This window comes from Wolbachia endosymbiont (group B) of Pilophorus perplexus (assembly GCF_964028155.1).
GTDB lineage: Bacteria > Pseudomonadota > Alphaproteobacteria > Rickettsiales > Anaplasmataceae > Wolbachia.
This window is the reverse complement of record NZ_OZ034754.1, coordinates 14,766-39,396: the sequence shown is the minus strand read 5'-3', so window position 1 is coordinate 39,396 and position 24,631 is coordinate 14,766. Positions and strand designations below refer to the sequence as shown.

The 24,631-nt window shown below is 33.4% G+C and carries 27 protein-coding genes and 2 tRNA genes; 20 read left to right on the top strand and 9 right to left on the bottom strand.

What is annotated here, in order from left to right:
* Positions 1-102 precede the first annotated feature (102 nt).
* The 7 genes from ABWU28_RS00210 (at position 103) to ABWU28_RS00180 (ending at position 5,177) form a co-directional block, all read left to right on the top strand.
* Positions 103-1,149, top strand: coding sequence for a hypothetical protein (locus ABWU28_RS00210; protein ID WP_353275262.1), 1,047 nt, complete (start codon positions 103-105; stop codon positions 1,147-1,149).
* Between the two features lie 8 nt (positions 1,150-1,157).
* Entirely contained in the window at positions 1,158-1,400 is a 243-nt protein-coding gene (locus ABWU28_RS00205) for a hypothetical protein (protein ID WP_353275260.1), read from the top strand.
* Between the two features lie 80 nt (positions 1,401-1,480).
* Complete coding sequence (gene ppa / locus ABWU28_RS00200) at positions 1,481-1,987, top strand: inorganic diphosphatase (protein ID WP_019236780.1); 507 nt, start codon at positions 1,481-1,483, stop codon at positions 1,985-1,987.
* Between the two features lie 655 nt (positions 1,988-2,642).
* A tRNA-Ser gene (locus ABWU28_RS00195) sits at positions 2,643-2,733 on the top strand.
* Positions 2,734-2,851: 118 nt separating this feature from the next.
* On the top strand, positions 2,852-3,979 hold the full coding sequence (locus ABWU28_RS00190) for a SurA N-terminal domain-containing protein (RefSeq protein ID WP_052264888.1): 1,128 nt from the start codon (positions 2,852-2,854) through the stop codon (positions 3,977-3,979).
* 33 nt (positions 3,980-4,012) lie between these two features.
* Positions 4,013-4,642 (top strand): hypothetical protein, encoded by a 630-nt coding sequence (locus tag ABWU28_RS00185; protein ID WP_019236782.1) that lies wholly within the window; start codon positions 4,013-4,015, stop codon positions 4,640-4,642.
* Positions 4,626-5,177: a 5-formyltetrahydrofolate cyclo-ligase gene (locus ABWU28_RS00180; RefSeq protein WP_019236783.1), complete on the top strand. Its 552-nt coding sequence runs from the start codon at positions 4,626-4,628 to the stop codon at positions 5,175-5,177. The genes ABWU28_RS00185 and ABWU28_RS00180 overlap by 17 nt, the downstream gene beginning before the upstream one ends.
* Before the next feature lie 550 nt (positions 5,178-5,727).
* Here ABWU28_RS00180 and ABWU28_RS00175 read toward each other — a convergent pair.
* A complete protein-coding gene (locus tag ABWU28_RS00175; RefSeq protein ID WP_353275257.1) occupies positions 5,728-6,717 on the bottom strand; it encodes a glycine zipper family protein in 990 nt (329 codons plus the stop codon).
* Between the two features lie 141 nt (positions 6,718-6,858).
* Here ABWU28_RS00175 and elbB point away from each other — a divergent pair, with 141 nt between their 5' ends.
* The 9 genes from elbB (at position 6,859) to dapA (ending at position 13,622) form a co-directional block, all read left to right on the top strand.
* Complete coding sequence (gene elbB / locus ABWU28_RS00170) at positions 6,859-7,557, top strand: isoprenoid biosynthesis glyoxalase ElbB (protein ID WP_007302219.1); 699 nt, start codon at positions 6,859-6,861, stop codon at positions 7,555-7,557.
* 129 nt (positions 7,558-7,686) lie between these two features.
* Entirely contained in the window at positions 7,687-7,995 is a 309-nt protein-coding gene (locus ABWU28_RS00165) for a hypothetical protein (RefSeq protein ID WP_226079919.1), read from the top strand.
* 58 nt (positions 7,996-8,053) lie between these two features.
* Positions 8,054-8,980: a 4-hydroxy-3-methylbut-2-enyl diphosphate reductase gene (ispH, locus tag ABWU28_RS00160; RefSeq protein WP_139686676.1), complete on the top strand. Its 927-nt coding sequence runs from the start codon at positions 8,054-8,056 to the stop codon at positions 8,978-8,980.
* A gap of 270 nt (positions 8,981-9,250) precedes the next feature.
* Positions 9,251-10,690 (top strand): hypothetical protein, encoded by a 1,440-nt coding sequence (locus ABWU28_RS00155; RefSeq protein WP_179943893.1) that lies wholly within the window; start codon positions 9,251-9,253, stop codon positions 10,688-10,690.
* 4 nt (positions 10,691-10,694) lie between these two features.
* Positions 10,695-11,303, top strand: coding sequence for a hypothetical protein (locus tag ABWU28_RS00150; protein ID WP_010406999.1), 609 nt, complete (start codon positions 10,695-10,697; stop codon positions 11,301-11,303).
* Positions 11,300-12,088, top strand: coding sequence for a hypothetical protein (locus ABWU28_RS00145; protein ID WP_052264933.1), 789 nt, complete (start codon positions 11,300-11,302; stop codon positions 12,086-12,088). Before ABWU28_RS00150 ends, ABWU28_RS00145 begins: the two co-directional genes overlap by 4 nt.
* Positions 12,089-12,100: 12 nt before the next feature.
* Positions 12,101-12,174 (top strand) — tRNA-Arg (locus ABWU28_RS00140).
* A 68-nt stretch (positions 12,175-12,242) separates the two neighbouring features.
* Entirely contained in the window at positions 12,243-12,725 is a 483-nt protein-coding gene (gene ssb / locus ABWU28_RS00135; protein ID WP_006014313.1) for a single-stranded DNA-binding protein, read from the top strand.
* A 9-nt stretch (positions 12,726-12,734) separates the two neighbouring features.
* Positions 12,735-13,622, top strand: a complete 888-nt coding sequence (gene dapA, locus ABWU28_RS00130; RefSeq protein WP_353275253.1) for a 4-hydroxy-tetrahydrodipicolinate synthase — start codon at positions 12,735-12,737, stop codon at positions 13,620-13,622.
* 79 nt (positions 13,623-13,701) lie between these two features.
* Here the strand turns inward: dapA and ABWU28_RS00125 are convergent, their stop codons facing one another.
* The gene (locus ABWU28_RS00125; protein ID WP_230608965.1) at positions 13,702-14,349 is read right to left on the bottom strand and encodes a hypothetical protein; all 648 of its coding nucleotides are present in this window, start codon (positions 14,347-14,349) and stop codon (positions 13,702-13,704) included.
* Between the two features lie 599 nt (positions 14,350-14,948).
* Positions 14,949-15,926 (bottom strand): quinone oxidoreductase family protein, encoded by a 978-nt coding sequence (locus tag ABWU28_RS00120; RefSeq protein ID WP_265041853.1) that lies wholly within the window; start codon positions 15,924-15,926, stop codon positions 14,949-14,951.
* Between the two features lie 281 nt (positions 15,927-16,207).
* Between ABWU28_RS00120 and ABWU28_RS00115 the strand changes: the two genes are divergently transcribed.
* Positions 16,208-16,738, top strand: a complete 531-nt coding sequence (locus ABWU28_RS00115) for an ankyrin repeat domain-containing protein (protein ID WP_010407015.1) — start codon at positions 16,208-16,210, stop codon at positions 16,736-16,738.
* 44 nt (positions 16,739-16,782) lie between these two features.
* Here the strand turns inward: ABWU28_RS00115 and ABWU28_RS00110 are convergent, their stop codons facing one another.
* From ABWU28_RS00110 to ABWU28_RS00100, 3 genes are all read right to left on the bottom strand, one after another.
* Entirely contained in the window at positions 16,783-17,319 is a 537-nt protein-coding gene (locus ABWU28_RS00110) for a cytochrome c oxidase assembly protein (RefSeq protein WP_010407017.1), read from the bottom strand.
* Positions 17,320-18,042, bottom strand: coding sequence for a Bax inhibitor-1/YccA family protein (locus ABWU28_RS00105; RefSeq protein ID WP_007302228.1), 723 nt, complete (start codon positions 18,040-18,042; stop codon positions 17,320-17,322).
* Positions 18,043-18,243: 201 nt separating this feature from the next.
* Positions 18,244-19,431, bottom strand: coding sequence for a cysteine desulfurase family protein (locus ABWU28_RS00100; RefSeq protein ID WP_353275250.1), 1,188 nt, complete (start codon positions 19,429-19,431; stop codon positions 18,244-18,246).
* Positions 19,432-19,565: 134 nt separating this feature from the next.
* Here ABWU28_RS00100 and ABWU28_RS00095 point away from each other — a divergent pair, with 134 nt between their 5' ends.
* A complete protein-coding gene (locus ABWU28_RS00095; RefSeq protein ID WP_353275249.1) occupies positions 19,566-20,264 on the top strand; it encodes an alpha/beta hydrolase in 699 nt (232 codons plus the stop codon).
* A gap of 247 nt (positions 20,265-20,511) precedes the next feature.
* On the opposite strand, the gene ABWU28_RS00090 is transcribed toward ABWU28_RS00095, so the two are convergent.
* The gene (locus tag ABWU28_RS00090) at positions 20,512-21,186 is read right to left on the bottom strand and encodes an ABC transporter ATP-binding protein (RefSeq protein ID WP_052264796.1); all 675 of its coding nucleotides are present in this window, start codon (positions 21,184-21,186) and stop codon (positions 20,512-20,514) included.
* Between the two features lie 26 nt (positions 21,187-21,212).
* The gene (locus ABWU28_RS00085; protein ID WP_019236790.1) at positions 21,213-21,659 is read right to left on the bottom strand and encodes a HesB/IscA family protein; all 447 of its coding nucleotides are present in this window, start codon (positions 21,657-21,659) and stop codon (positions 21,213-21,215) included.
* 47 nt (positions 21,660-21,706) lie between these two features.
* On the opposite strand from ABWU28_RS00085, the gene ABWU28_RS00080 reads away from it, so the two are divergent.
* Together ABWU28_RS00080 and ribD are read left to right on the top strand one after the other, a co-directional pair.
* Complete coding sequence (locus ABWU28_RS00080; RefSeq protein WP_108783942.1) at positions 21,707-22,888, top strand: deoxyguanosinetriphosphate triphosphohydrolase; 1,182 nt, start codon at positions 21,707-21,709, stop codon at positions 22,886-22,888.
* Positions 22,888-24,096 carry a bifunctional diaminohydroxyphosphoribosylaminopyrimidine deaminase/5-amino-6-(5-phosphoribosylamino)uracil reductase RibD gene (gene ribD / locus ABWU28_RS00075; protein WP_096097224.1) on the top strand — a complete coding sequence of 403 codons (1,209 nt, stop codon included), beginning with the start codon at positions 22,888-22,890 and terminating at the stop codon, positions 24,094-24,096. Before ABWU28_RS00080 ends, ribD begins: the two co-directional genes overlap by 1 nt.
* A 60-nt stretch (positions 24,097-24,156) precedes the next feature.
* Here ribD and ABWU28_RS00070 read toward each other — a convergent pair whose 3' ends face one another.
* Complete coding sequence (locus ABWU28_RS00070) at positions 24,157-24,591, bottom strand: collagen-like protein (RefSeq protein ID WP_353275246.1); 435 nt, start codon at positions 24,589-24,591, stop codon at positions 24,157-24,159.
* Positions 24,592-24,631: the final 40 nt, after the last annotated feature.

Here is a 24,631-nt window from a genome sequence, read left to right as displayed (position 1 = left end):
TAATTTTTTAATGCAGAATGTAAACATACAATAAAATTTATTGCTGTTTTATCCTATATTCTTTATACTATAAAGATAATTATTATATTGTGGACTAGAGGGATGGTTAAAGAAGTTGAAGAGTTAATAAAAATTGTTGGTAAGGGCAATTTACTAGAAGCCGCATTTATTCGTTTGGGCAGTTTTCAACATGCTGACTTACATCATTGCATGGATTACAGAAATCATATAGGTCTATTCGAATTCATTAATAAAAAAGAACAAGAGCCATTAGATAAATATTTTAACTTAAAATTTAGTCTACAAGGATTGTTTTTAATTTATGTTCAAGCTTATAGAGTTCTTGCAGAAAATGCTCAGTTCAATACTCAAGAAGTAATTGATAAAATATATGCTGCAGTTGAAAGTAAAAAAATACCTACTCTTTGTGACACTTCGAAGAAACTGCTAAGGGAAATTGTAGATCAAGTAGAATTGACAGAAGATCAAAAAAAACTAAAGCTTTTTAATATTCTAGCAAATCCGAAAGGTGAAGCTCTATTTAACAATAATGATGACTTTGAGAAACAAGTACTCAATAATATTAAAAAGTTACTCAAAATAAGCTATGCAAATGAATTTGATAAAGAGTTTAGCTTATGTAAAGAGGTAATAAATCATTATTACTCGATTCACAGTATAAAAATAGATAAAGACATAGCATTACTATTTTCTAGTTATGGTATATTTTCTACATGTACTGGAAATGGAGATATTTTATCACTCAATCAATATATTAATGAGAAAGCTAGAGTAATCAACACACCACTGTATTACAGTTACATCTTACAGTTAATAAAGGTATTAAGAAAAATTGAGTTACCGTATAGAAATGGATTCACCAAGTATACACTTAATTATAGAGGTATAAGTGAATTGAACGGGACATTTACAGCTGCAAGAGAGCAAGACAGTCAAGATTCTCTATATCCTAAAAATATCAAACGTACTCTAGAGCAACTACTAAAAAACCAAAATAGTGATGCATTTGAACAATTAGTAACAAACCCTGAGAATACGTATTACTCAGTGCCACAAAGTGAATGCAGACTAAACTCTAGTATCAGTAACAAAAAAAACAAAAATCATAAAACACATTTTGTAAATTAGCTTTAGGTATGTTTATATTGTCTATTGGATTATATACTGCTGATTATTTCTTTATGGAGCAAAAGTTATTCAACTCAATAACAAATATTTTGCCACAAAATAATCTCATCAATTTCATAGTTGCTGCAGTACTTACTATCGTAATAGTATATGCTTTATTTCAACTACTAAAATCACCTCAAGAACCGCCACATTCAACGATCAATGATACAACTATTAACAGTTTTGCAAATGGTCCTATTCAATCATGAATCTCTACTTATGAATGATAAATGTAGCACTTTTAAAGTGTATGCTATATAATATCTTCTCTTGAATAACGAGGTAATCCATGGATTTAAGCAAAGTAACAACAAAACCAGATGAAATAAATGTAGTAATTGAAATAAGTGCAAATGCTGAGCCTGTAAAGTATGAATTTAATAAAGAGCTTGGGTTGTTACAAGTTGACAGATTTTTGTCTACCTCAATGACTTATCCTTGCAATTATGGGTTTATACCAAATACCTGCGCAGGTGATGGTGACCCTGCGGATGTTTTGGTGCTAACTCAATTTCCTTTAGCGCCTGGAGTTTTGATATCGGTGCGTCCAGTAGGTGCATTACTTACCAAAGACGAGAAAGGAGAGGATGAAAAAATATTAGCTGTACCTATCTCCAGTGTTGATAGCTATTATGACAATATAAAAAACTATTCTGATTTATCTAAAAACTTACTAGATAAAATAGCTCATTTCTTTTCTCATTATAAAGATTTAGAAAAGGGAAAAACGGTGACAGTTGGAGAATGGGCTAATGTGGAAAAAGCAAAAGAAATCATTGAAAAAAGTAGAAATTAGTTTGCGTTGATTTAGCCTTAAATTACAGTTATTCGGAAAAATGTTGTTGTTTTTAATGGGTAAATATTGGTATCCGTTCAGGATAGCGGTAAGGTAGTATAACCATAGAGTAAAAGTGAGTTTACAACAAATGGTGTCATCCCAGTGCTTGACACTGGGATGGCTTTGTTGCATCGCTATCTACGGCGGATTAAAGATAAAAAAGATGAAGAATATCAGTAGCTTATTATTCTAGCATTTATAGTAAGGACGGTCAGTGAATATCTAAATTTGAGTAAAAGAAATTTTACTACCATTCACTAATCTAGCTAAAATTCAAGAATTTCAATGCTTTAGCTATTTTAAGTAGAATTAAATTTACTAATACAAACAATAAATTACTATTCTTAAATTTGATCAGATTGACTGCAAAAAAATAAGATTTTCAATAAGTTGCTTGTATAGTTAGCCTTTCATAGGTAGCGATGCAACAAAGCCCACTGGGATCCAGTCCTTTCGCACAAAAAACGTTGTAAAGTAACTTGGTTGGATCCCAGTGTCAGCTACTCTGATGACAAGACAGGTTTCAATATTTGCATGCATCTGGACAGATACAAATATTGCAATTAAAAGCATTAGACAGGCAGTAAAGGTCTTGATATTATAGTAATAATTTGGAAGGGTGGCCGAGCGGCTGAAGGCGGCGGTTTGCTAAACCGTTATACGATTGAAAAGTCGTATCGAGGGTTCGAATCCCTCTCCTTCCGTATATTATTGTTTAGGTATTCATTACAGTAATTTCACCCTCTTTTTTAATTATTAAAAAGTTAGCTAGCGTTTATTCAGTATTTATTATAGAATTAGTTATTAGCTAAATAATTTTATATGCATAAAATACTAATTTTGATATTAATAATGCTGCCGCTTAGGTTACTTGCAACTGAGATTGAAATTGTTGCAGATGTAAATGGTGAGCCAATTTCAAATTTAGATATCGAAAGACGTATAAACTTCATAAATTCATTGCTTGGCACTCAGAAGATTAATCAAAAAGAGGTAAAATCTCAAATTCTAAGACAGTTAATAGACGAAATTATCATTGTCAGCGAAGCACAGAAGATGAATATAGAATTGAGTAACGAGGAGTTAAATAATGCTGTCACGTTATTCTTAACTCAAAGTTTAAAACTTAAGGCTGATGAAGTTGATCAATACGTAAAAAAGCATAATATAGATCTCAATACCCTAAAAAAACAAATAAAGTGTCAGCTGCTGTGGAACAAGATTATTGAAGTAGGAGTTGTACCGCTTATTAATATCAGCGATCAAGAAGTGGATGATGCAAGAAAGCAAAAAGAGAAGTCTGATTACCTTATTACGTTTCAGGAGTTCATAATTCCCGATCAGAAGATAGCTGAAGACTTAGTAAAAAAATTACGTACCAGTAATAATCCAGAATCTTCAATAAAGATGCGCAAAGCAACAGTTAATTTAAGTCAGCTAAAAGGTACTCTCAAGGACGTTTTGGAAAGATTAGAAATCAGTGATGTAGCAGGTCCGGTTAGTTTAAGCGAAGGTTACTCTGTTATAAAAGTCATAGATAAGGTACAGCTCGATCATACACTGCTGAAAAGTACTTTAAAACTGAAACAGGTTGTAGTTGAAGGTTCAGAAAGTTTACTCTCTAGTTTTAAGGAGCAAAAGGTCAGTTGTTTAAATTTTGACAAGTTAGCAGATGATTTCAAGTTGCCAAGCGTAAAAGAGTTTGAAATAAAAATGCGAAATTTAAATCCTGATTTACAGATTTTATTTAGTAAAACAAATATGAATGAAATAGTAGAATTAAGAGAAAATAGCACTGCAAAGTTGATGATGTTATGTGATATCAAAAATAATGCAATGGATATAGAAGCAATCAAACAGGAAATGTATCAACAAAAGATTATGATACAAAGCAACCTGTTATTGGATAATATGCGTAAAAATGCAGCTGTTAGTTATCAGTTTAATTGAAGTTAGAGAGGTTTTCTACTCCATAAAAAGTTTATGAAGAATATAATGCTCATTGGCGGTGGAGTTGGAAATGCAGTGTTATTTTCGATAGGGAAGGCATGTCTTGAAAACAATCATAAGGTTTTATATTTCGCTGGCTATAAAAAATTAAGTGATGTATTTAAACGAGCACTGATAGAACGTGCATCAAGTGCAGTAATTTGGGCATGTGAAGAAGGATTGATAGAAACAAGCAGAGAACAGGATAAATCCTTTCATGGTAATATAGTTGATGCAATAATCTCATATCAGCAAGGAAAGTTAGGTAAAATTACTATTAGTTTAAACACTATAGATAAAATCATCACTATTGGTTCTGATAAAATGATGAAAGCTATAAATGAAGCTAGAAAAACAATTTTAAAGCCATATCTAAAACCAAAACACATAGCAATATCATCAGTTAACTCTCCTATGCAGTGCATGATGAAAGAAATCTGCGCTCAATGTATTCAGCAACACATAAATAAGGAAACAGGAGAAATAAGTTTTGTTTATAGTTGCAGTAATCAAGACCAGGATATGGAGCTTGTTGACTTTGATTTTTTAAGTGAGCGCTTGAAGCAAAATAGTTTACAAGAAAAGCTCACTGCAAAATGGATAGAACATGTTCAAAGACACTAAACAGCACAAAGAGGAACTAAGGAAGCAATATAGAACCATAAGAAAAGATGTTGATGAAAGTTATTCCAGTTATGCAGCAAGTTCCCTTATTAATCTCTTTAATCAGAACTTAAGCTACGTTAAAGGTAAAACAATAGCAGCGTACATTCCAACAGACGGAGAAATTAATGTTGTGCCTTTGATGCATCGTTTACTCGATTTAGATTATAAAGTAGCAGTCCCTAATAAAAACAAGTTATTAAAATTTGAGGAATGGAATAAAGCAGATGAAGATATAATCCCCGATACAATCATTACTCCTGTTATTGCTTTTGATGATCATTTTAATAGGTTAGGTTTTGGCGGTGGTTGGTATGATGAAATGATAAAAAAATTACGGCCACTTGGAAAAATATTTATAGGTGTAGCCTATGAGAAGCAATATTGTAAAAATTTACCTGTGGAAAAACACGATCAAAAATTGGATATTATAATTACTGAGATGTGTGTTAGACTTGAAAGCAGGTTGCTCAAGAAAACGGATAGAAAGGAGTAGCATAGTCTACCTCTTTCTGATAGTAATTGCTTATCTGTTTAGATGCATGCAAATATTGAAACCTGTCTTGTCATCAGAGTAGCTGACACTGGGATCCAACTAAGTTACTTTACAACGTTTTTTGCACAAAAGGACTGGATTCTAGTGTCACGCGCTAGAATGACATCAACTTTTAAATTCCAGTTATGCAAGAAATCTATTCATTTGAAACTTGTTTGAGAAACGTAGCTATAAAAACCGCAGGTACCAGTTGGTTTTTATTAGCTAAAGTAAAGGTCAAATATCTGGAATTCTGGACATAAAATCCCCCTGTAAAAAAGATTAGAAAAAAATGCAGTGCACATACGACAGATATACACTGAAGAATACATTTTTAATAAGTTTGATTAAAAAGTCTGCAGACTAAAGATAGATTTTGAGCTCTTAAAATATCTCTATTTGTAATTATAATGAGATTTAAAATATGCGGAAGTAATTTTTTGTGTCCGCTTAGCAGGGTGGCAAAATAAGATAGACAGATACATTAAAACGCTCCCCAAATGCATCAATTCTATTTTTTCATTTTGTTTCCATCAACTTGTTCAGAACTTGGATTCTTCACTTCAGGACTTGGCTTCATTTCTTTAACTTTCTCATTAACTTTTTCTCTTACCTTCTCTATGTCATTATCACCAATGGCCATAATTGCAGGTTGAAATTCACTCATAAAACCTACAAGTTTCTCCATATCTTCCTCATGAGTACTAGTACCCTTGCTCATGAGATTGCTCAAAAGAACAGCCTTATTTTCCCCTATTAACTGTCCTATGGCTGCTAGTTGCTCTTGATTTCGAAGCATTTCTACTATCTTGTTCTGATTATTAGCGTCTTCAATGCTTTGCCCTGCTTTTAACTTAGTATTGTCTGCAATAGCTGCAAGCAATTCACTACGTAATCTATCAAAATTATTCTCTCTTGGTTGAATCGTAGGTAATTTATCGATCACATCTTTCACAAAACTTTTCACTTCTTTTCCTGCTTTCATCGCTCCTTCTTTTATCTCACCTCTATGCTGATATATAGCATAACCAATAGCAGCTATAGCAACTAGTGCTACAAACCCTACTAATGCTGCTCCGCCAACAATTAATGCACCAGTCACTCCTCCTACTGTTAATAAACCTGCTAGTGCACCTGTTAGTGTTGTCACTGCTGCTCCACTTATTACCCCCTGAGCTAACAGTTGGTTACCTAAAGCTTCAAGCTCTTTCTCCATGCCTTCTGTTTTATCTGCTAGTTTTATAAATTTTTCTAATTCAACTTTGTTCTTCTCAAAATTCTTGAACATAAGACTCATTACACCCTCAATAACAACTGGTTTGTTCATCAGAAATTCACTGATATCTGATTTGTCAGAAGTTTCACCTTTCTTTTCAAAGCCATCTATTATTAGTAGACTATCCAATTCTTGTAACAAATCCTCTTTTCCAATAATATATTCCGCTACACTTTCAATTAACTTCTCGGAAATAGCTGAGTTTGCTGCACCACCTTGTACCATATTCAATTCCCATCAATTATAAATATGCCTAATTATATATACTAATTATTAATTATATTATAATTGACATAAAATAATTACTCCTTTCCAAATATGGAATTTGTATTACAATACCTAGATTATATGAAATCAAGGTATTTTATGGGTGAGAAAAAATTAAGAGCCGCTGTGGTTTTATCAGGATGCGGCCACCTCGATGGCACAGAGGTGAGAGAAGCGGTTTTAAGTTTGCTTGTGCTTGATCAGCAGGAAGTGGATGTTAAATGTTTTGCACCTGATATCAATATCACACAAGTTATGGATCACAAAACAAAAGAGGCGGTAAAAGAAAAAAGGAATGTACTTGTAGAAGCAGCAAGAATCGCAAGAGGTGAGATATATGACCTAAGAGAAGCTAAAGCTGAAAATTTTGACATGCTAGTCGTACCTGGTGGATATGGAGTTGCGAAAAATTTATCTGACTTAGCTGAAAATAAAACAGTAATGCCTGAGTTTGAAAGATTAGTCTCAGAGTTCTTTGTTGCAAAAAAGCCAATAGGAACTATATGTATATCTCCAGCCATTATTGTTTTAATTTTAAGTAGCAAGATAGGTAAAGAAGAAAGTAAGATTAAGGTAACTATAGGAGACGACAAAGACCAGTTGATAGAGAAGCTCGGCGGCGAACATATAACATGCGATACAAAGCTATCAATAGAAGACGAAAAGCATAATATATTTTCCTGCTCTGCTTATATGCGTAGTGACGAAAGTACACACTCTGTATATCAAGGAATAAAACACATGATTGACAGTATGGTGAAAAAAATTAATAAAAAAACCAAACAACCATTTCTCTAAAGTGTAGTTTCTTATACAATTAATTATGTCAGTTGCATTATTGTTGTAGCCAAAGTAATCTGTAATTGCTTATTAATGGTAAGCTATATTTAGTATGTAAGTTTAGTTCTTTTTTTTATAGATGTAAATATGTCAGACCTTTTTTATATTGAAAGTGAGTGTTGTGTAGATGGTCAGTGTGATACTTATGCAGGAGAAGTGAGTATTAATGATGTCATGTTGGGCAAGTTTAGTCTAAATTCAGACAATGGGAAAAAAGCCATGGTAAATCTAGACATCGTTACATTCGATATCCATATTGCTATGGATGGCCAAGATGGAAAGACAATAAAAAGAGACCTCAAGAGTCCCGAATTTGTAATTAAAGATGACGGTTCCTGGTATATTAATAAGAATCTTGGTAATGATAAATTTGAAATTATAGTAAAGCAGTCATGATATGAAACATAGTGAGCGGAGCTTACTTTTTAGCAATGTTTACATACTTACTTAAAAAATGGAGATTATCTTAGCTGAACCACGCGGTTTCTGTGCAGGTGTTAAAAGAGCTGTAGACATATTAGCAATCACTTTAGAGAAATACAAAAATGAACGCCAAGTTTATGTACTACACGAAATCGTTCATAATAAGTATATAGTAGAGGACTTCAAGAAACAAGGAGTGGTTTTTGTAAGCAGCATAGAAGACATTAAAGACAATAGAGGAATATTGATCTTTAGCGCACATGGAGTGTCGAAAAGTATAGAGGATGAGGCAAAAAGAAAGGGTGTTCAAGTGATTGATGCAACATGTCCATTAGTTAGCAAAGTACATAAAGAGGCAAAAAGGTATGAGGATAGTGGTAAAGAATTAATTCTAATTGGACATGAAAATCATCCAGAAGTTAAAGGAATTATAGGAAGAGTAAGTAATCCTATATCTCTAGTGCAAACTATGCAAGACGTATACAATTTACAAATCAAAGATCCAGATAATTTATCTTATGTAACACAAACCACGTTAAGTATTGACGATACCAAAGAAATTATTGCTACACTGAAGCTCAGATTTCCAAGCATTACAGGCCCCGACTTAAAAGATATATGCTATGCAACACAAAATAGGCAGAACGCTGTTAAAAAATTGGCTAAAATTACAGACGTAGTGTTAATTGTAGGAAGCAAAAACAGTTCAAATTCAAACCGTTTATTAGACCTGTGCATTTCCACAGGAAAAAGAGCCTATTTGATTGATAATTATAAATGTATGAACAAAAATTGGTTGCAGGGCGCAGAAAAAATAGGAATTACTGCAGGTGCTTCTGCTCCTGATATATTAGTTGATGAGCTAGTAAATTACTTAAAAATAAATATGAATACAAAAGTTTCAGTCATGCCAGATGGATTCACTGAAAATGTTCAGTTCAAGTATACTAAATGGTAATGTGCAACAACGTGCGTCAAATCAAGTCTTTAGCTCAATTCAATTTTCAGTCTGTTGGAGAATAAAATATCAAGCTGAGATATAATTAATCCTCGTTTGTCAGGTTAAGTTGTGTCTAGCACAAATATAAAAAACCTTCATCATACAAAAGGGTTAATATTACTACTAATTTTATCAAAAACTTATAATATAAGTAATATTGTCATCTAATGTTTAATGAATTTCAATAAATTACCTTTTTAATTCTAGATGAGTATACACTTTGTTAATATGTTTGGGTCAAAACCCAAAAGTAAGTTTATGCTTTCTATAGGAAAAGAAGGCACAATGTTACTATATTTTAAAAATGATACTTTAAATAAAAGATATTTTGCTAAGGACAAAAATAATAAAGCTGTTTCTGACTTAATTTCATGTCTTTCATCAGATAAAAAAGCACCCTTATATCTGGTTCTCAATCACACTGATCAGAACTATTTGCTACAGTCTATCCCAAGAGTAAATAGGATTAGTGCTTATCTATCAGCAAAAACAAAAGTAGAGCATTTTGCTCATAATAACGATATAAATTCTATTCTCTTGGTCGAAAAGCCGAATAAATTTAATCAAAACTGGTGGTATCTATTTGTTTCATCAAAAGCAAATCATTTAATAGAATATTGGTTGGACGTGTTTGTTGAAATAGGCTCTAACTTTAAAGGAATATTAATGTTTCCTATAGAACTAGTCAGTATAGCAAAAAAGATTCTACACAAAGATCCTAGTAACTGGAAAATTATAGTTGCTGCAACTAAAACAGGTGGCTATAGACAAGTGGTTCTTAAAGAGAACAAAATGATATTTACACGTTTAATACCATTTACTAATGATAATTTACCAGGAATCATTGCTGGTGAAATATATCAGGAAGTGAAAAATACAATTCAATCTTTAACTAAGTTTGGATTTGAAAAAAATGACCCTGTCGACCTCTGCATTATAGTATCAGAAGCTATTAAATCTAGTTTATCAGTTATAAATTTTTCAGAGAATAGTGTGAACATATTGACTCCATATGAGCTGGGTAAACTATTGGGGGCAGAATTAGCTATAAGCGAAAAAGATAGCTTTTGTGATACTACAATTTTGTTTCACAGCTTTAAGAATAAGCCAATAAATATTTTTAACACAAAAGAAACTAAAGAATTTTATCTATTTAATTATCTTTATTTAAATTCTCCTCAAATTTTTCTATACCTACTCTTGGTTTTAGTTGTAATTAACGCCTTTTGTTTGCAAAATTTGTATTCAAATTTTAATGTTGCTGATAATTTATCTGCAACGCGGAGTGCTTTAAATAACAAACTAATAAAACTTAGCCAAATCTATAATGTAAAAAAGATAGATGAAGTTTACGATTTTATTAATATAAATAATATTTTATCAAAAATAGAGTACTCTCCCCTTACACAAATTAAGTATGCAGAAAAGTTAAAAGTACCAGGTGTAGAGCTTCAATCGTTTGAGTGGAATTATAATGAGGCAAAAAGTTATATTACCACAACTTTAAGGTTTAATTTTCAATCTGGTAAAGACATTTCTTATCAATACGAGAAACTACAGAAAAATTTAAACGATAATTTCCGTACTCATGATATTAGTATCTCTAGCTTACCTACTACTAAAGAGAAAAATCTATCTATTGATGTTGAAATAGGAGAGGCAATGTAGATTGATGACTATCTCTCAACTAAAAAGAAAAGCTACAATTCAGTGCATATATTACTTATTGTTATCTATTGTATTAATAGGGTTATCAACGTGTTTTATTATCTATAACAAAAAGGTTTATAATAAAAATCAAACTGCAGCTGAGGAAATACGCTCTATTAATTTACAGATCATTGAAATTCAAAAGAAAGAAGTCGTTCTAAATAAAAACCTAGATTTATGGAAAAGAATTTCTTCTTCAAACTTACATAGTAGCAGATACATTACAAATTTAAATTTTGAGCTTAACAAGCTATATAAAAAACACTACATGTTAGAACCTGAAATATCAATTTCTATACCTGAAGAAGCTGAACTCCACAATAAAAGTGAACATACAAAAGTAATAAGAAGTGAAGTGGTTCTAAGTTTAAGCTCAATTAGCGATAAGCATATTTTTTTATTTCTACAGTCTATTCCAAATCTTCCTGGTTATGTTATGATCAGATCTCTTACCTTGAATAAGCAGAGAAATATAGATGCTAAAGTTATAAACCAGATTTTAAGTGGTAATATGATAGAGATAGTGAGAGCTAGTATAGTTTTTGATTGGTATACCATATTAAGTAGATGAATATAAAGTTGTTTTTTATTTTTACGCTGCTGTTTTTTAATGTTAGTGCATATTGCAATTGCGAAGATCTTGTAGAAAATATAGGGATTTGTAAAAAATATTCTTGCCAACAGCATATTAGTAATGAAGATTTTATTGAGCATAAAATATTAGGGTTAAATAGTGAAAATTTATGTGTATATATAGAAAGACAAGGCAATGATGAAATGGTCTGTCATCATTCTAATGATGGAATGATTATAGAAAAGAAGTACTTAAAAAGTATTTTAAAAGTTGGAAATCAAGAAATAAATGACTTCATTGATATAGCAAATTTGCGTGCGAAGGAGTGTTTTTTTATCAACAATTATTATATAGATCGAGACGATATAATAAAAGAGGCAGCAGAGAGTACTTTATCGCAATATGGTAGCATAAAAAGCATTTTTTTTGATGAAGAGCAGGTTAATAGAATAGTTAGTGAGATGGAAAAGTTTAACTTACAGTCTTCAGGAGTTACAGAGGAAGAAAATTTCAATTGTAAAGTAGTCAGTTTAGATTCAATTTTATACTTTTCCCCCGATACATGGAAAATATGGGTAAATGGAAAGTTGTTTATAAATACTAAGGATTTAAAAGTGCACTCAGTAACTGAAAATTATGTAACTTTTTCATGGGCTGTAAACCAAAAGATAACAAAAGAACGGATAAGCAATTCTAAAAATGTACATTTTGGACATGGAGGTATTATGTTTACGCTTTATCCAGAACAAAAATTTGATTTAGATAGTTTATCTATTAAATAATCTAATACATCTGCGCTTGTAGCTCAGTTGGATAGAGCGTTGCCCTCCGGAGGCAAAGGTCGCGGGTTCGAATCCCTCCAAGCGCGTTTTTAATTAAATTTGACAATAATACTCTCACATAAGATAATAAAGAGATTTATTTTAAAGCATAATTATGTCTAGTGGTACTATAAATAAAGTCATATTAGTTGGTAATCTAGGAAAAGATCCTGAAATTAGGACTACACAAAATGGAAAAGAGATGGCAAGTTTTTCGATAGCCACATCTGAAAGTTGGACTGACAAATTTTCTGGTACGCGCTCTGAAAAGACAGAATGGCATAATATTGTAATTTTTAGTGAAGGATTAGTAAAAATTGTTAAGGATTTTGCGCGCAAAGGTAGTAAAGTTTACGTTGAAGGTTCTCTGAGAACTAGAAAATGGACTGACCAAAATGGTAGCGAAAGGTATACGACAGAGGTGGTGCTATATAACTTTAATAGTGCCCTTACCCTTTTAGATTCACGAAACAGTATGTCAAACTCTGATTACAAGCCAAGTGAATACAAACAAAATGAAACAGAACAAAAAGATAAACACGGAAGTTTTGACAACGATATAAAAGACGAACTAATCGATGATGAAATACCATTTTAATAACTTCAATTGAAATCTACATTTTTATGGACTGCTTGTGTTACTCCTTTTAATTGCAGTGGAGATAGTATAGATTACCAAAGCTTGCAGCGTTTACTAACAATGCAAGCTGAAGCTGAAAATGGTGTAGTGTTGCTAGGTAGCACAGGTGAAAGCTTATCACTTACTGATTCTGAAAAGCGCACATTAGTTGAATTTGTATGTGAGCTAAAATTAAATACGAAAATTATAATTGGTGTACCAGGAGTGAATCTATATCAGACTCTTGAATGGCTTGATTTTTGCAAGGGTATGCCTATTCATGGCTATCTAATGACAACTCCCATTTATGCAAAGCCTGGAATCATGGGGCAAACTTTATGGTTTGAAAAGCTGCTTGAAAAAGCACATGTGCCAGCCATGCTTTACAATATTCCATCAAGAGCAGGAGTGAGTCTTCACGCTGAAACTGTACGCAACTTATCCAGCCACGAAAAATTTTGGGCTATCAAAGATTCAAGTGGCACCGTTGATACTTTAACTCAGTATAAGAAAGTTGCACCAAATATTGAGGTGTTTTGTGGGGACGATAATATAATATTTGATATGGCTGCTAAGGGTGCGGCTGGTCTGGTTTCTGTTGCTGCCAATGTTTGGCCAAGTGTAGTACATGAATATGTTAAGCAATGCATGAGCGGCAAGAACCCTCAAGCAGACAGTTGGCAACAAGCTTGCAAAGCTCTATTTACTGCCAGCAATCCAATACCTACTAAAGCACTTTTGCATGACATTGGGCTCATAGAACACAAAACTGTCCGCCTACCACTCAGCACAGAAGATTTGCCTTCTATTGAAACATTGAGGCAAGCTAATAAAATGATTCTTGGATGGGAAAATCAACTAGCTATGCAGGATTAGGAATTAAGCTGATAATTCAATTATACTTAACACAAAAAAATGGGCTAAATCCTCTTCAAAAACTTCTATCTATCGTCTCTTAAAATACTCTCCTGCACACATCCCCATCAACAATTTTCACATCACTATCAACTGAGCTACCTGGCTGTTTATTTCCTTTGTATATCTCCCCATCAACGGAACTACCTGGCTGTCTATTTCCTTCTGGAAAAAAGCACTCAATTGCTTTATCAATTAAGAAACTTAAAGGAATACAAGCAATCACACTCACTACAAAAGTTAAAGCACCTATAGCTGCGGGTGATGTAAAACCAAGAGCAACTAGTCCTGCTCCAACTCCAAAAAAAACACCAATAATACTGATAGTATTTGCATAATTTTTAATTTTATATTCAGCGCTGTTGCTATATTCTCTCAAAATTTGTTCATGTTCTTTGGACATGCCTTCTGGTATATCGTTGAGATTTGTAGTTTTTGAGAAAAAACAAGCCTTGATTAAGCCTACTAATAACATTGCAGAACCAATGATTCCACCTGCAATGAGAGGTGGCAAGTTAACATAACTTAGAGCTAAACCTGCAAGAGCCCCAGTAACAGCGCCCATTCCTAGTGCTATTGTTAGTATCACTATTGTGCCTGCTGCTAGTTCTAGTTTTGATTCAAATTTCTTTTCTAGGTTACTTTTTGCTTGCCTCGCCTCTTTTAACTGTTCTCTTGTATAGCTCATAGTATGTACCTTTACTTAAAATTAATAATATAATACTAGCATTTTTAGTTTATATAGTCAATTTATTAAGTAATTTTAATTGACTTTCAGCAAACTTTAGCCTTATATGTATGGTCCCAGAGTGTAATGGTATATAAAACATGAGAACAAAATGCCATTAAAGGAGAACTTATGATTACTGGATATATCAGAACAACAGAGACAATTCATAAAGCAATGTAAACTTTCTAAGTACTATAACCTCAACTCTAAAACTATTGTAAAACAGAAAAAAGCATTCATTTAAAAGAAAAATAACAGCTCCATATACTATTAAAGTGATAATACTTATAATGTTAGATGTGACACCAAATCTAATTTGAAATATAACTTATTTACTCAGCTTCTTTTGAAACTACTGTGAACATAATATCTATAGATAAAACATCGCATTACCACGCCACTAACGAGTAGCAGAATGACAAGTTTTTCAAACTAGTCCGGTAAAAATCTCAGTCAGTTCAGCTGTATGCTTTTAACTTTCCCAAAAAGAGAATTAACCATATGAAATTCTTGTTGATATGACTTAATGAATAATTATTTTAGGTTACTAATTTATTTTAAGAAACTTTGATGATATTTAGCCCACTTATTTTTCTATTTTCCATGTCACGATGAGCCCCTATTATTTCATCAAATTTATATTTTTTATTAATTCGTACGATTAAAAGTTTTTTTCTTATCATCTCGAATATTTCCATTGCAGTAAGCACTAATGTAAATTTATCATGCTTATAGTGATATATCGAAGTTCCAGCTGCAAATAACGAACGCGAACTAAGTAAAGAGAAATTAATAGGAGCATTACCTGATATCTGCCCATAGGAAACATATATGCCAAACTTACCCAAAGATTCAAAAGAGAGCTTGCTTGTAGCGTAACCTATAGGGTCATACACTGCACCTACTCCTCTATTTTTCGTAATCTCCATGATTTTAGAAACGAAATCTTTATCATTGTAGTTTATTGCGTATGTGCAGCCATTTTGTAAAGCTATCTTCATTTTTTCGTCAGAGCTTATAGAACCTATCACTATACCTTTTTTATCCTTTGCCCATTGGCATATTATTTGCCCCAAACCACCATTAGCTCCATGAACTAGTACAAAAGCACCAGGCCTGATTTTATAAGATTGATTAACTAAATAGTGAGCTGTCATACCTTTAAACAATACTGCAGCAGCAACTTCATCAGGTATATCATTCGGAATTTTTATCAAATATTTCTGGTGTACAATGCGCTTTTCACAATATGCCCCTGGAAGAGCTGTGCAATATCCAACTCTATCTCCAACCTTAAGTCCATCACTAATTTTTTTACCAAGCTTTTCAACAACTCCTACTGCCTCTACTCCAAGTACTGATGGCAGATCTTTAATTTTGCGTGTACCTTTTCTGTGTTCTAAATCATAACGATTTAAGCCGATAGTTGTATGACGTATTAAGACTTCCTCATCTTTTGGCTCACCTATGCTCTTATCTACAAATTCTAATACTTCTGGCCCCCCAGTTTTTTTAATTTGTATAGCTCTAACCATGATAAATGTAAGACAAAAACTTTAATTATGTTATCTAGCAATTAATATTTTGCAAAATGTTATTTAGAGTTTATACACTACATAAGCGTATTGTTAATAGTTTTGAGGCACAAATTATGACAAACAGAGAAACTTGGCTTTATGGTGTTTTATTCAATGTGTTGTGTGAAGTGGATGAAGATGACGATTTAGATACCAATAATAAAAATAAAAGAAAGGTTAAAATGTAAAATGCAAAAATCAGATAAAAAAGGAGACTATTGTAAATATTTATATACTTCTTGGGAAAAAAAGGATTTGATATTAATCACAGATTTGACTTGAAAGATTATGATGGCTTTCCAATAGATAGTCTTTTTTCCATCGCCATTAACTATAAACCGTACACTTTAACAAATCTAGCGCAAGTTTTAATAAAAGCAGGAGCTAATGTGCAAAACGAAAAAGGATATTTACATACCTGTGTTTTGACCCATTCTCCGGACATATTAAAGGCTCTCATAAAAGCGGGAGTGAATGATAGCCCAGATGAAAACTACAATGGAAACACTGCTTTAGAGTGTGTTGCTGAATTATATTGTAAGGATAAGTCAATTGAACGCAAAAATTGCTGTGAGATTCTAATTAAGCATACATTAGAAAAAAATCCCAACATAGAAATACCAGATTCTGTAAAAAATAATAAGGAGTTGGCTCAATGTTGGAATGCTTGTGAAGCAAATAATGAAGGATGGGAATTAGCAACAACGAACACTGAAACACAAGTAGTCAGTGTGCAAAAAGCAAATAAGAGCTCCTGCTCAATTCAATAGATGTATCGTACAACCTTGTTCGGATTACAATAGGAAAAGGTTTGTTATTTAAGCTTAAAAAACGTATATGATAGTGTTATTTCACTTAAATCTTTTGTACTATTGTCACGCATTATTTCAGGGTCTACGTAAAAGGATACGGGCATAGCCGCTTTTTGTTTTGGTAGCAGCATTTGCTCTTCAAAACAAAAGCATGCAACTTTATTGAAATATTTACCTGCTTTAAAAGGTGTGACATTATACACTGCCATTCCAAAAGAAGGCTGATCAGATAAATTTTTTGCATAATAAAATACTAAACTTTGTTGCCCTATATTTGTATCGATGTAGTTAGTTTCTGATTTAAATTCCCAAGGCAGACCTGATATTATATCAGCATTAAGGTGAACCCTGATTTTTTGGTCAGTTGCATTTATTGTTGCATTAGTTACTTTTCTCGTTGTGCCACCATATCCAGTAGCTTTACAAAAGATGCTATACAACGGTACTGAAGCATATGCAAGACACAGCATCAATACCACTAAAGATATTAGGAGGAAAACTATAGAACTTTTATTGTTTCCCCTTAAAAAGGAAATCATCTAATCCTTATTGTTGAACAAGTTAAGTAACCTGAGTAAATTGAGGAATATATTGATGAAGTCAAAGTAAAGATTAGTTGCACCAAGTATTGCCAGCTTAGTAGTTGCAACTTCTGAGCCATCATTATATCTATAATAAACATCTTTGATTCTCTGAGCATCGTATGCGGTCATTAAAGTAAACACTATCACTGATACAAACGATATTGCAAAATAGAGAGGACTGCTTCCAAGAAACAGATTAACTATAGATGCAATGATTAACCCCCAGATTCCCATAATCAAAAAAGAACCCATGCTGGTAAGATCTTTTTTTGTAGTATTACCATATAAAGCCATAGAACCAAACATGATCGATGTAATGAAAAATGCTCTCGCTATATTTTCTGCAGTATAAATTATAAAAATATGAGATAAAGAAATTCCCATTAAAACTGAGAATAGAAAAAATACAGTAAGTGTTGACTGAGCACTTAGGTGTTGAAGCCTAAAAGACATATAAAACACCAATGCAACTGGAGATAGCATTACCACAAGCGATAGAACAGGATTGGAATAAATCACCTGGAAAAGACCAGAAAACACTGTTAAAAACGCAACAAGCCCTGTAACACCTAAAGCTAAAGCCATATAATTGTATACTTTAGTTAGGTAACTCCTGAGTCCAGCACTATAATAAACGCCCTGAGAGCGAATATCCTGTTCGTTTTTCATATAAGACATATGTAACTCCTTATTATCTCTTGATGATATATTATAATACAATACAGCGTTTTTATCAAGTATAAAATGACATACTACAATTGAATGGTGTGGTATGCAATTAGAGAATTTCTTCCATAACTATAAGCAAATCGGTTTTCAGCAGCATTTAACTATTATAACAACCTCTGGCAATAGAAATTACTTTCACCATTCCCTCTATCATGATTTAAGGGGAATGGTGAAAGTAGTTTTTGCATTTACTAAAGCATTCTTCTTATAGATACTATACCAACAATCCACTATTTTTTCTATGTCTCGCGGTTTAACCTCCGGACCTATACTGATTCTAATTGAACATTCTGCTTGCTCTTTTGTTGCTCCCATTGCAAGCAAAACATGAGAAGGCCCAACTTTTCCAGAAGAACATGCAGAACCATTGCTGACTGCAATATTATTTAAGTCAAAGCACATGAGCTGCAGATCATTCTTCACTCTCGGCATATAAATGAAACTTGTATTTGGCAATCTTTTAGAATTTCTGCCAAAGATCTTGATATCACTGACAAGACTTAATAATTCACACTCCAATTGATCACGCAGCTTCTCCACTTCATTCATTTTTGATAGAAGATCTGGAATGTTTTGCAATGCAGCAGAAAGACCTGCAATTGCAACAATGTTTTCTGTACCACCACGCAATCCTTTTTCTTGCCCACCACCTATTATAGTAGGTTCTATTACAAGCTTTTTGTCAAATATTAAAACTCCACTACCTGCTATACCACCAAATTTGTGAGCAGATAAAGTAAGTAAATCCACTTCTAAATCTTTCATATTTAATTCGATTTTCCCAACACTTTGAGCAGCGTCAGTGTGACAGATTGCCCCGAATTTATGTGCCATTTTAGCTATTTCCTTAACAGGCTGGATAACTCCAGTTTCGTTATTAGCCATCATCACTGAAATTATTACTTTATTCCCTTCAAGTTCGCTTAGAATTTTTTCTAGCTCTAAAAAGTCAACAATACCCTCTTGATTAACGGGTATTATATGTGGATTATATGCAGAATTAAGAATTGAAGGATGCTCTGTAGCTGAAATTACATGCAGATAGCCTTTCATTCCTCTCATGACGAGGTTGTTTGCTTCAGTTGCACCAGACGTAAAAACTATTTCTTTATCATTTGGAACGTCAAGAGCATCACGTACGTTATCTCTTACCTCTTTAAGAATCTTCCTCGCTTCTTGTCCTCTTTTATGCAGCGATGATGGATTTAGTGTTTGTTTTGACAAAATCTCAAGTATACTTTTTTTTACATTTTTACTCACTGGAGCAGTTGCATTATAATCGGCATACACACAACTACTATCTTCCAGAGAGAATAAACTCACAGGCTTATTTGTCACTTACCATTAACCAATTATGTATGTTAACTTTAACACGATAAAAATTTATTGCAAAAACAGGGAAATTAATACATAATTAATAAACAATTTACATTATCAACACCTGTCAAAACAGGTTTTTATTAGGAGTTATCATGGTAGAAGTCTTTTTAAATAATTCAACAAAAAAGATAGAAGGTAGATACCATCAAAGCAAAGATACCAATGCACCAGTTGTGCTAATTTTACATCATCACCCTCAATATGGTGGTAGTATGGATAGTAAGATTATACATACTATATATGAATCTTTTATCGATAATAACTTTTCTGCATTGACAATTAATTTTCGTGGTGTCGGAAAATCTACCGGAACTTTTGATAAGGGTATAGGAGAATTAACTGATGCTGCAGTAGCTATTGATTGGCTTCAGGAGCATAACTCTAACAATGTTCCAATTTGGATAGTCGGTTTTTCTTTTGGAGCATGGGTAGCTATGCAATTGACAATGCGCCGTCCAGAGATAGTAAGTTTTGTTGCCCTTTCTCTTCCAGCAACTAAGTACGATTTCTCTTTTCTCTCTCCTTGCCCAGTTCCTGGACTTATAATACAAAGTAATAATGATACAATTTCAGAAGAAAGCGATGTAACAGAATTAGCACAAAGGTTAATAAATTCGGTAAAAAATAACCATATGGAATACCATATAGTAGACGATACTAACCACTTTTTAAGGGATAAAGAAGAGGAAGTAGCTCAAATTATAGATAATTATATAAAACTACGTTTAAACAGTGCAGCTACTTCTCCTCAGAAAGCTAAAAAAGAGATAAGGGTAAAAGAATATGCCTAACTTTACAAATGAGAGAAATGAACGTATTAATATAAATAAAAAAAGTCTTGTTATGTTTAGGCAATTATTATTTCTCGTTTTAGCAATGTTTATGCTGTCAGGATGCTTTCTAAGTAAACAGCGTAAGTTAAAGAGTCCGTGTATAAAAAATAATGAAAGCATTTCATGCGAATTATACTCCGTTAATGACCATTGGTTAAATAAGTACAAGTTATAGGTAGCTTTGTATTGTACTTGTTTCTTCCATTTACAGCTTTACTAATGATCGGTTTTTTAACTGAAAAATGTGATCTGCTTTTTCTGCAAGGATATAGTTGTGTGTTACTATAAGCATAGAGCTGTTATTTTCCTTTACATATGAATGTAACAGCAAAAATACATTCAAAGAATTTGTTGGGTCTAAATTTCCCGTTGGCTCATCTGCAAGTAAAAGCTTTGGAGAGTTTACAATGCTTCTTGCAATTGCAACCCTCTGCCTTTCTCCACCAGAAATTTCAGATACCATACTACTTGCTTTATTTTCCAGACCAAATTTTTCTAATATTGCTTGCGATTTTTTTTTTGCTTCAGCTTTGCTTCTTCTTGCAATAAGCTGAGGAAGCATAACGTTTTCCAACACTGATAACTCTTGTAATAAATAGTGAAATTGATAAACAAAGCTAAGAAAATTTCTTCTTACATGAGTTTTATATTTATTGCTGGCTTGCGTGCAATTTACTCCATCTACTGTCACTACACCTAAAGTTGGCTTATCCAATAGGCCTGCAATTTGCAATATAGTTGTTTTTCCTGATCCTGAACTGCCGATCAATGCAACTACTTGCCCTCTTGTAAGACTCAGATTGATATCTTCTACAATAGCAGGACTTTTTTTGAAGCTCTTACTCACAGAAGCTAGCTCTAGTGCTACATCACTGTCCATATTATAAAAAGATCCAGGAGGGAGAATTAGACCGAGAAACTGTTACCACACCCACATCGAGACTTAGCGAGAGCATTCTTGATTTGAAAACCAGAACCACTTAGATCTTCAGTATAATCTATAGTTGAATTATTTAAAAATTTCGCTGAACAATTATCAACCATTAACACAGGGTTTCCATTCTCATCATTAATTACTATATCTTTACCTTTTTCACTAAAACTGGAGTGGCTTCTATAATCCTCGCTATCTTCGTCATCGTCAAAATCGTCGTCTTCATCATCGTCAAAATCGTCACCCAAAGACATCTTCTTATTTATTTGATCCATAAGAAAATTATACTTGAAGCCAGAGCATCCACCACCTGAAACTGCAACCCGCAAAACAGAACTCTCATCTCCTTCCTGTTCTACAAGGGAGTGGATTTTCCTTAATGCATTGTCAGTTAAGCTAATATTGTAATCTGTTGACATAACAACCACCGTTCATTATTGATAACCTATTATAGTAGAAATTTTACATGTCAAACAATAATTTTCTATTAAGTTACGCGTGCTTTCCAAATAAAACAAAAGGAAGAAATTTTAAAGAGCCAGAAGATGAAAATCGCAGCTGCTTTCAGCGTGATAGGGACCGCATTATTCACTCTAATGCGTTTAGGAAATTGGGGTACAAAACACAAGTTTTTATCAATTATGAGCATGATTACTATCGTACTCGGCTAACTCATAGCCTTGAAGTTGCACAAATTGCAAGATCCATTGCTCGTAGACTTGGCTTAGATGAGGACATCACTGAATGCATAGCGCTTGCACATGACCTTGGTCATCCTCCATTTGGTCACACAGGTGAGGATGCTCTAGTTCAAGTTGATAAGGAGAAGTATAAGTTTGATCATAATGTTCAAGCTATAAGGATTTTAACTTATCTTGAACAAAAACATGCTGACTTTAATGGCATGAATCTAAGTTGGGAAGTGATTGAAGGTGTTGCAAAGCATAACGGTCCCTTGCTTGGTCAAAACGCGGAGTCTTCTACAAATAATCAGCTGCTATTAAAATATAATGAAAAATATGATCTAAAACTTGAGGAATTTTCAAGCATTGAAGCACAAGTTGCTTCAATTGCCGATGATATTGCTTACAGTGTTCACGATCTTGATGATGCACTCAGGGCAAATTTAGTAACCATCGAAGATTTGCTCGATGTTCCTTTAATTGGCAAAATGTTCAAAGAAGTAAAAAGCGAATATTCAGAATTGGCCCAAAGTAAACTCATACATGAATCACTGAGTAAAACTATAGGGATTATGATAAATGATGTCGTTTTTCAGACTGAAAAAAATATTAAAGACTACAAAATAAAAAGCGTAGAAGATGTAAGAGGTCTAAATACAATGCTAGTCACATTTTCACCAGAAGTTGCAAATGCCACAAAAGAGATGAAAAAATTTAACATGGAAAAAATATACAGAAGCTATAAATTGAATAGAACAATGAACAAAGCAAAACGTATAGTACAGGAGCTTTTTCAATGTTTTTATGAAAACCCAGGGTTATTACCTATAGAGTGGAACAAGCTTGCTTGTGAATCTCAGCGTTCAGTAATAATATGTGATTATATCTCAGGTATGACAGATAGATTTGCCATACACGAGCACAGAAGAATTTTTGATACCTCATACGAAATGACTTCTTTCTAATGACTGAAGATTATTTCATGTCGATCGCATTAAAACTTGCAGAAAAAAGTCTTGGAAGTGTTGCACCAAATCCCACTGTTGGATGTGTCATTGTAAAAGACGGTATGGTGATCGGTGAAGGCTACACAGGAATCGGTGGGCGCCCACATGCAGAAGTAGTTGCTTTGCAAAATGCTAAAGATTTAACTCATGGTGCAACTATGTACGTCACTCTTGAACCATGCTGCCACTTTGGAGTTACAGAACCTTGCACTGCAGAAATCATAAAATCAGGAATAAGAAAGGTAGTGATTGCAGCAATTGATCCAGATAGTAGAGTTTCAGGCGGAGGAATTAAAGCTCTGAAAGAAGCAGGAATTGAAGTGAAGCAAGGTATTATGCAGAAAGAAGCAGAGAAGCTGAATGTTGGCTTTTTTACCACCAAGAAACTCCATAGACCATTCATAGCTTGCAAAATCGCAACAACTCTCGATGGAAAAATCGCAACGTTTACAGGTGATAGCAAATGGATAACAAGTGAAGATACGAGAAATTGGATACATGAGCTCAGAGCAAAATATGACGCAATTATGATTGGCAGCAATACCCTTGTTAGTGACGATCCACTCTTAACTTGCAGATTACCAGGACTCGAAAACAGGTCGCCAATAAGGCTAATTATCGATAGCCAAGGGAAATTGCAGGAAGAGCATAATATTGCAAAGACTGCAGATACCTTATATAACCATGATTTAAGCAAAGAGCCAACAGCATACCTTTCGATGTCATTCCAGCGCGTGACGCTGGAATCTAGAAAAAAAGAAGAAGAATGGATCCCAGTGTCACGCACTGGGATGACAGGAGGTTCAACTTGGGTAATTACAAACAATAAAGTAAAGAAAAAAATAAAAAACATTAACTACTTAGTAGTTAATTCAAACAATGCTGGCAAAGTCTGCCTCAAAGACATGGCATCAAAACTTGTTTCAGAAATTGGTATAACAAGGTTATTAGTTGAAGGTGGAGGAGTGTTAATTACAGAGTTATTGAAGCACGATTTAATCGATAGGCTGATAATCTGCCGCAGTGGTAAAATTCTAGGCAATGATGCCACTCCTTTTGTAGGGAATTTAGGAATTCAATCCATCAACAACTGTTACCAATTTAAAAAAGTAGAGATAATAGAGTTCAGTGAGGATGTGGTTGAGTTGTGGGATAAGTCACAGTAGCCTTTATCCACTTGAATAATAGAGATAAAGGAAGAGGTAGAAAATCTACCTCTGGTTATGCTAATTTATTGATGAAAGGTCAAGTGCATGCTTAAATTGCTGTTTAACACCATCGTCTTTAAGTTTATCAAGCAATGTTTGCACAACTTCATCTTTATCACAAACTGGTCCTTGTTCACCCTTATCACCTTGTGAGCCTTTCTCACCCTGAGGTCCTTGGTCACCCTTATCGCCTTTTTCACCCTTAACATTTTCCATTGCATTCATTTGCTGATATGAAGCACAAGCTGCTGCGACAAAATATACAGCGGCAATAAACAGAACTGCAATTCCAGCAGGGCTAGCAATAAGTGCTAAAGATGCAGGTCCAGCAATTACTTTAGTAGCAATCAATAATGTTGTTATTGCTGCTGCTAAAGATGCAGTTGCAACTGTACTTTCAATACTCATTTTTGTTATGGGTGCTATATTTTTCAATTTCCATATAGTAGTCATAATTACTTCCTCCTTAATTAAGGTTAATAAAAAGTTAATT

What these genes read in the sequence shown, in the direction of transcription:
- ssb (WP_006014313.1), top strand. Translation starts at nt 12,243, where the DNA reads ATGTCTAGTGGTACTATAAATAAAGTCATATTAGTTGGTAATCTAGGA.
- ABWU28_RS00165 (WP_226079919.1), top strand. Translation starts at nt 7,687, where the DNA reads ATGTCAGACCTTTTTTATATTGAAAGTGAGTGTTGTGTAGATGGTCAG.
- ABWU28_RS00080 (WP_108783942.1), top strand. Translation starts at nt 21,707, where the DNA reads ATGTCAAACAATAATTTTCTATTAAGTTACGCGTGCTTTCCAAATAAA.
- ABWU28_RS00090 (WP_052264796.1), bottom strand. Translation starts at nt 21,186, where the DNA reads ATGGACAGTGATGTAGCACTAGAGCTAGCTTCTGTGAGTAAGAGCTTC.
- ABWU28_RS00125 (WP_230608965.1), bottom strand. Translation starts at nt 14,349, where the DNA reads ATGAGCTATACAAGAGAACAGTTAAAAGAGGCGAGGCAAGCAAAAAGT.
- elbB (WP_007302219.1), top strand. Translation starts at nt 6,859, where the DNA reads ATGGGTGAGAAAAAATTAAGAGCCGCTGTGGTTTTATCAGGATGCGGC.
- ABWU28_RS00105 (WP_007302228.1), bottom strand. Translation starts at nt 18,042, where the DNA reads ATGTCTTATATGAAAAACGAACAGGATATTCGCTCTCAGGGCGTTTAT.
- ispH (WP_139686676.1), top strand. Translation starts at nt 8,054, where the DNA reads ATGGAGATTATCTTAGCTGAACCACGCGGTTTCTGTGCAGGTGTTAAA.
- ABWU28_RS00110 (WP_010407017.1), bottom strand. Translation starts at nt 17,319, where the DNA reads ATGATTTCCTTTTTAAGGGGAAACAATAAAAGTTCTATAGTTTTCCTC.
- ribD (WP_096097224.1), top strand. Translation starts at nt 22,888, where the DNA reads ATGACTGAAGATTATTTCATGTCGATCGCATTAAAACTTGCAGAAAAA.
- ABWU28_RS00150 (WP_010406999.1), top strand. Translation starts at nt 10,695, where the DNA reads ATGACTATCTCTCAACTAAAAAGAAAAGCTACAATTCAGTGCATATAT.
- ABWU28_RS00070 (WP_353275246.1), bottom strand. Translation starts at nt 24,591, where the DNA reads ATGACTACTATATGGAAATTGAAAAATATAGCACCCATAACAAAAATG.
- ABWU28_RS00120 (WP_265041853.1), bottom strand. Translation starts at nt 15,926, where the DNA reads ATGGTTAGAGCTATACAAATTAAAAAAACTGGGGGGCCAGAAGTATTA.
- ABWU28_RS00175 (WP_353275257.1), bottom strand. Translation starts at nt 6,717, where the DNA reads ATGGTACAAGGTGGTGCAGCAAACTCAGCTATTTCCGAGAAGTTAATT.
- ABWU28_RS00190 (WP_052264888.1), top strand. Translation starts at nt 2,852, where the DNA reads ATGCATAAAATACTAATTTTGATATTAATAATGCTGCCGCTTAGGTTA.
- ABWU28_RS00205 (WP_353275260.1), top strand. Translation starts at nt 1,158, where the DNA reads ATGTTTATATTGTCTATTGGATTATATACTGCTGATTATTTCTTTATG.
- ABWU28_RS00085 (WP_019236790.1), bottom strand. Translation starts at nt 21,659, where the DNA reads ATGTCAACAGATTACAATATTAGCTTAACTGACAATGCATTAAGGAAA.
- ABWU28_RS00185 (WP_019236782.1), top strand. Translation starts at nt 4,013, where the DNA reads ATGAAGAATATAATGCTCATTGGCGGTGGAGTTGGAAATGCAGTGTTA.
- ABWU28_RS00180 (WP_019236783.1), top strand. Translation starts at nt 4,626, where the DNA reads ATGTTCAAAGACACTAAACAGCACAAAGAGGAACTAAGGAAGCAATAT.
- ABWU28_RS00095 (WP_353275249.1), top strand. Translation starts at nt 19,566, where the DNA reads ATGGTAGAAGTCTTTTTAAATAATTCAACAAAAAAGATAGAAGGTAGA.
- ABWU28_RS00210 (WP_353275262.1), top strand. Translation starts at nt 103, where the DNA reads ATGGTTAAAGAAGTTGAAGAGTTAATAAAAATTGTTGGTAAGGGCAAT.
- ABWU28_RS00155 (WP_179943893.1), top strand. Translation starts at nt 9,251, where the DNA reads ATGTTTGGGTCAAAACCCAAAAGTAAGTTTATGCTTTCTATAGGAAAA.
- ppa (WP_019236780.1), top strand. Translation starts at nt 1,481, where the DNA reads ATGGATTTAAGCAAAGTAACAACAAAACCAGATGAAATAAATGTAGTA.
- ABWU28_RS00145 (WP_052264933.1), top strand. Translation starts at nt 11,300, where the DNA reads ATGAATATAAAGTTGTTTTTTATTTTTACGCTGCTGTTTTTTAATGTT.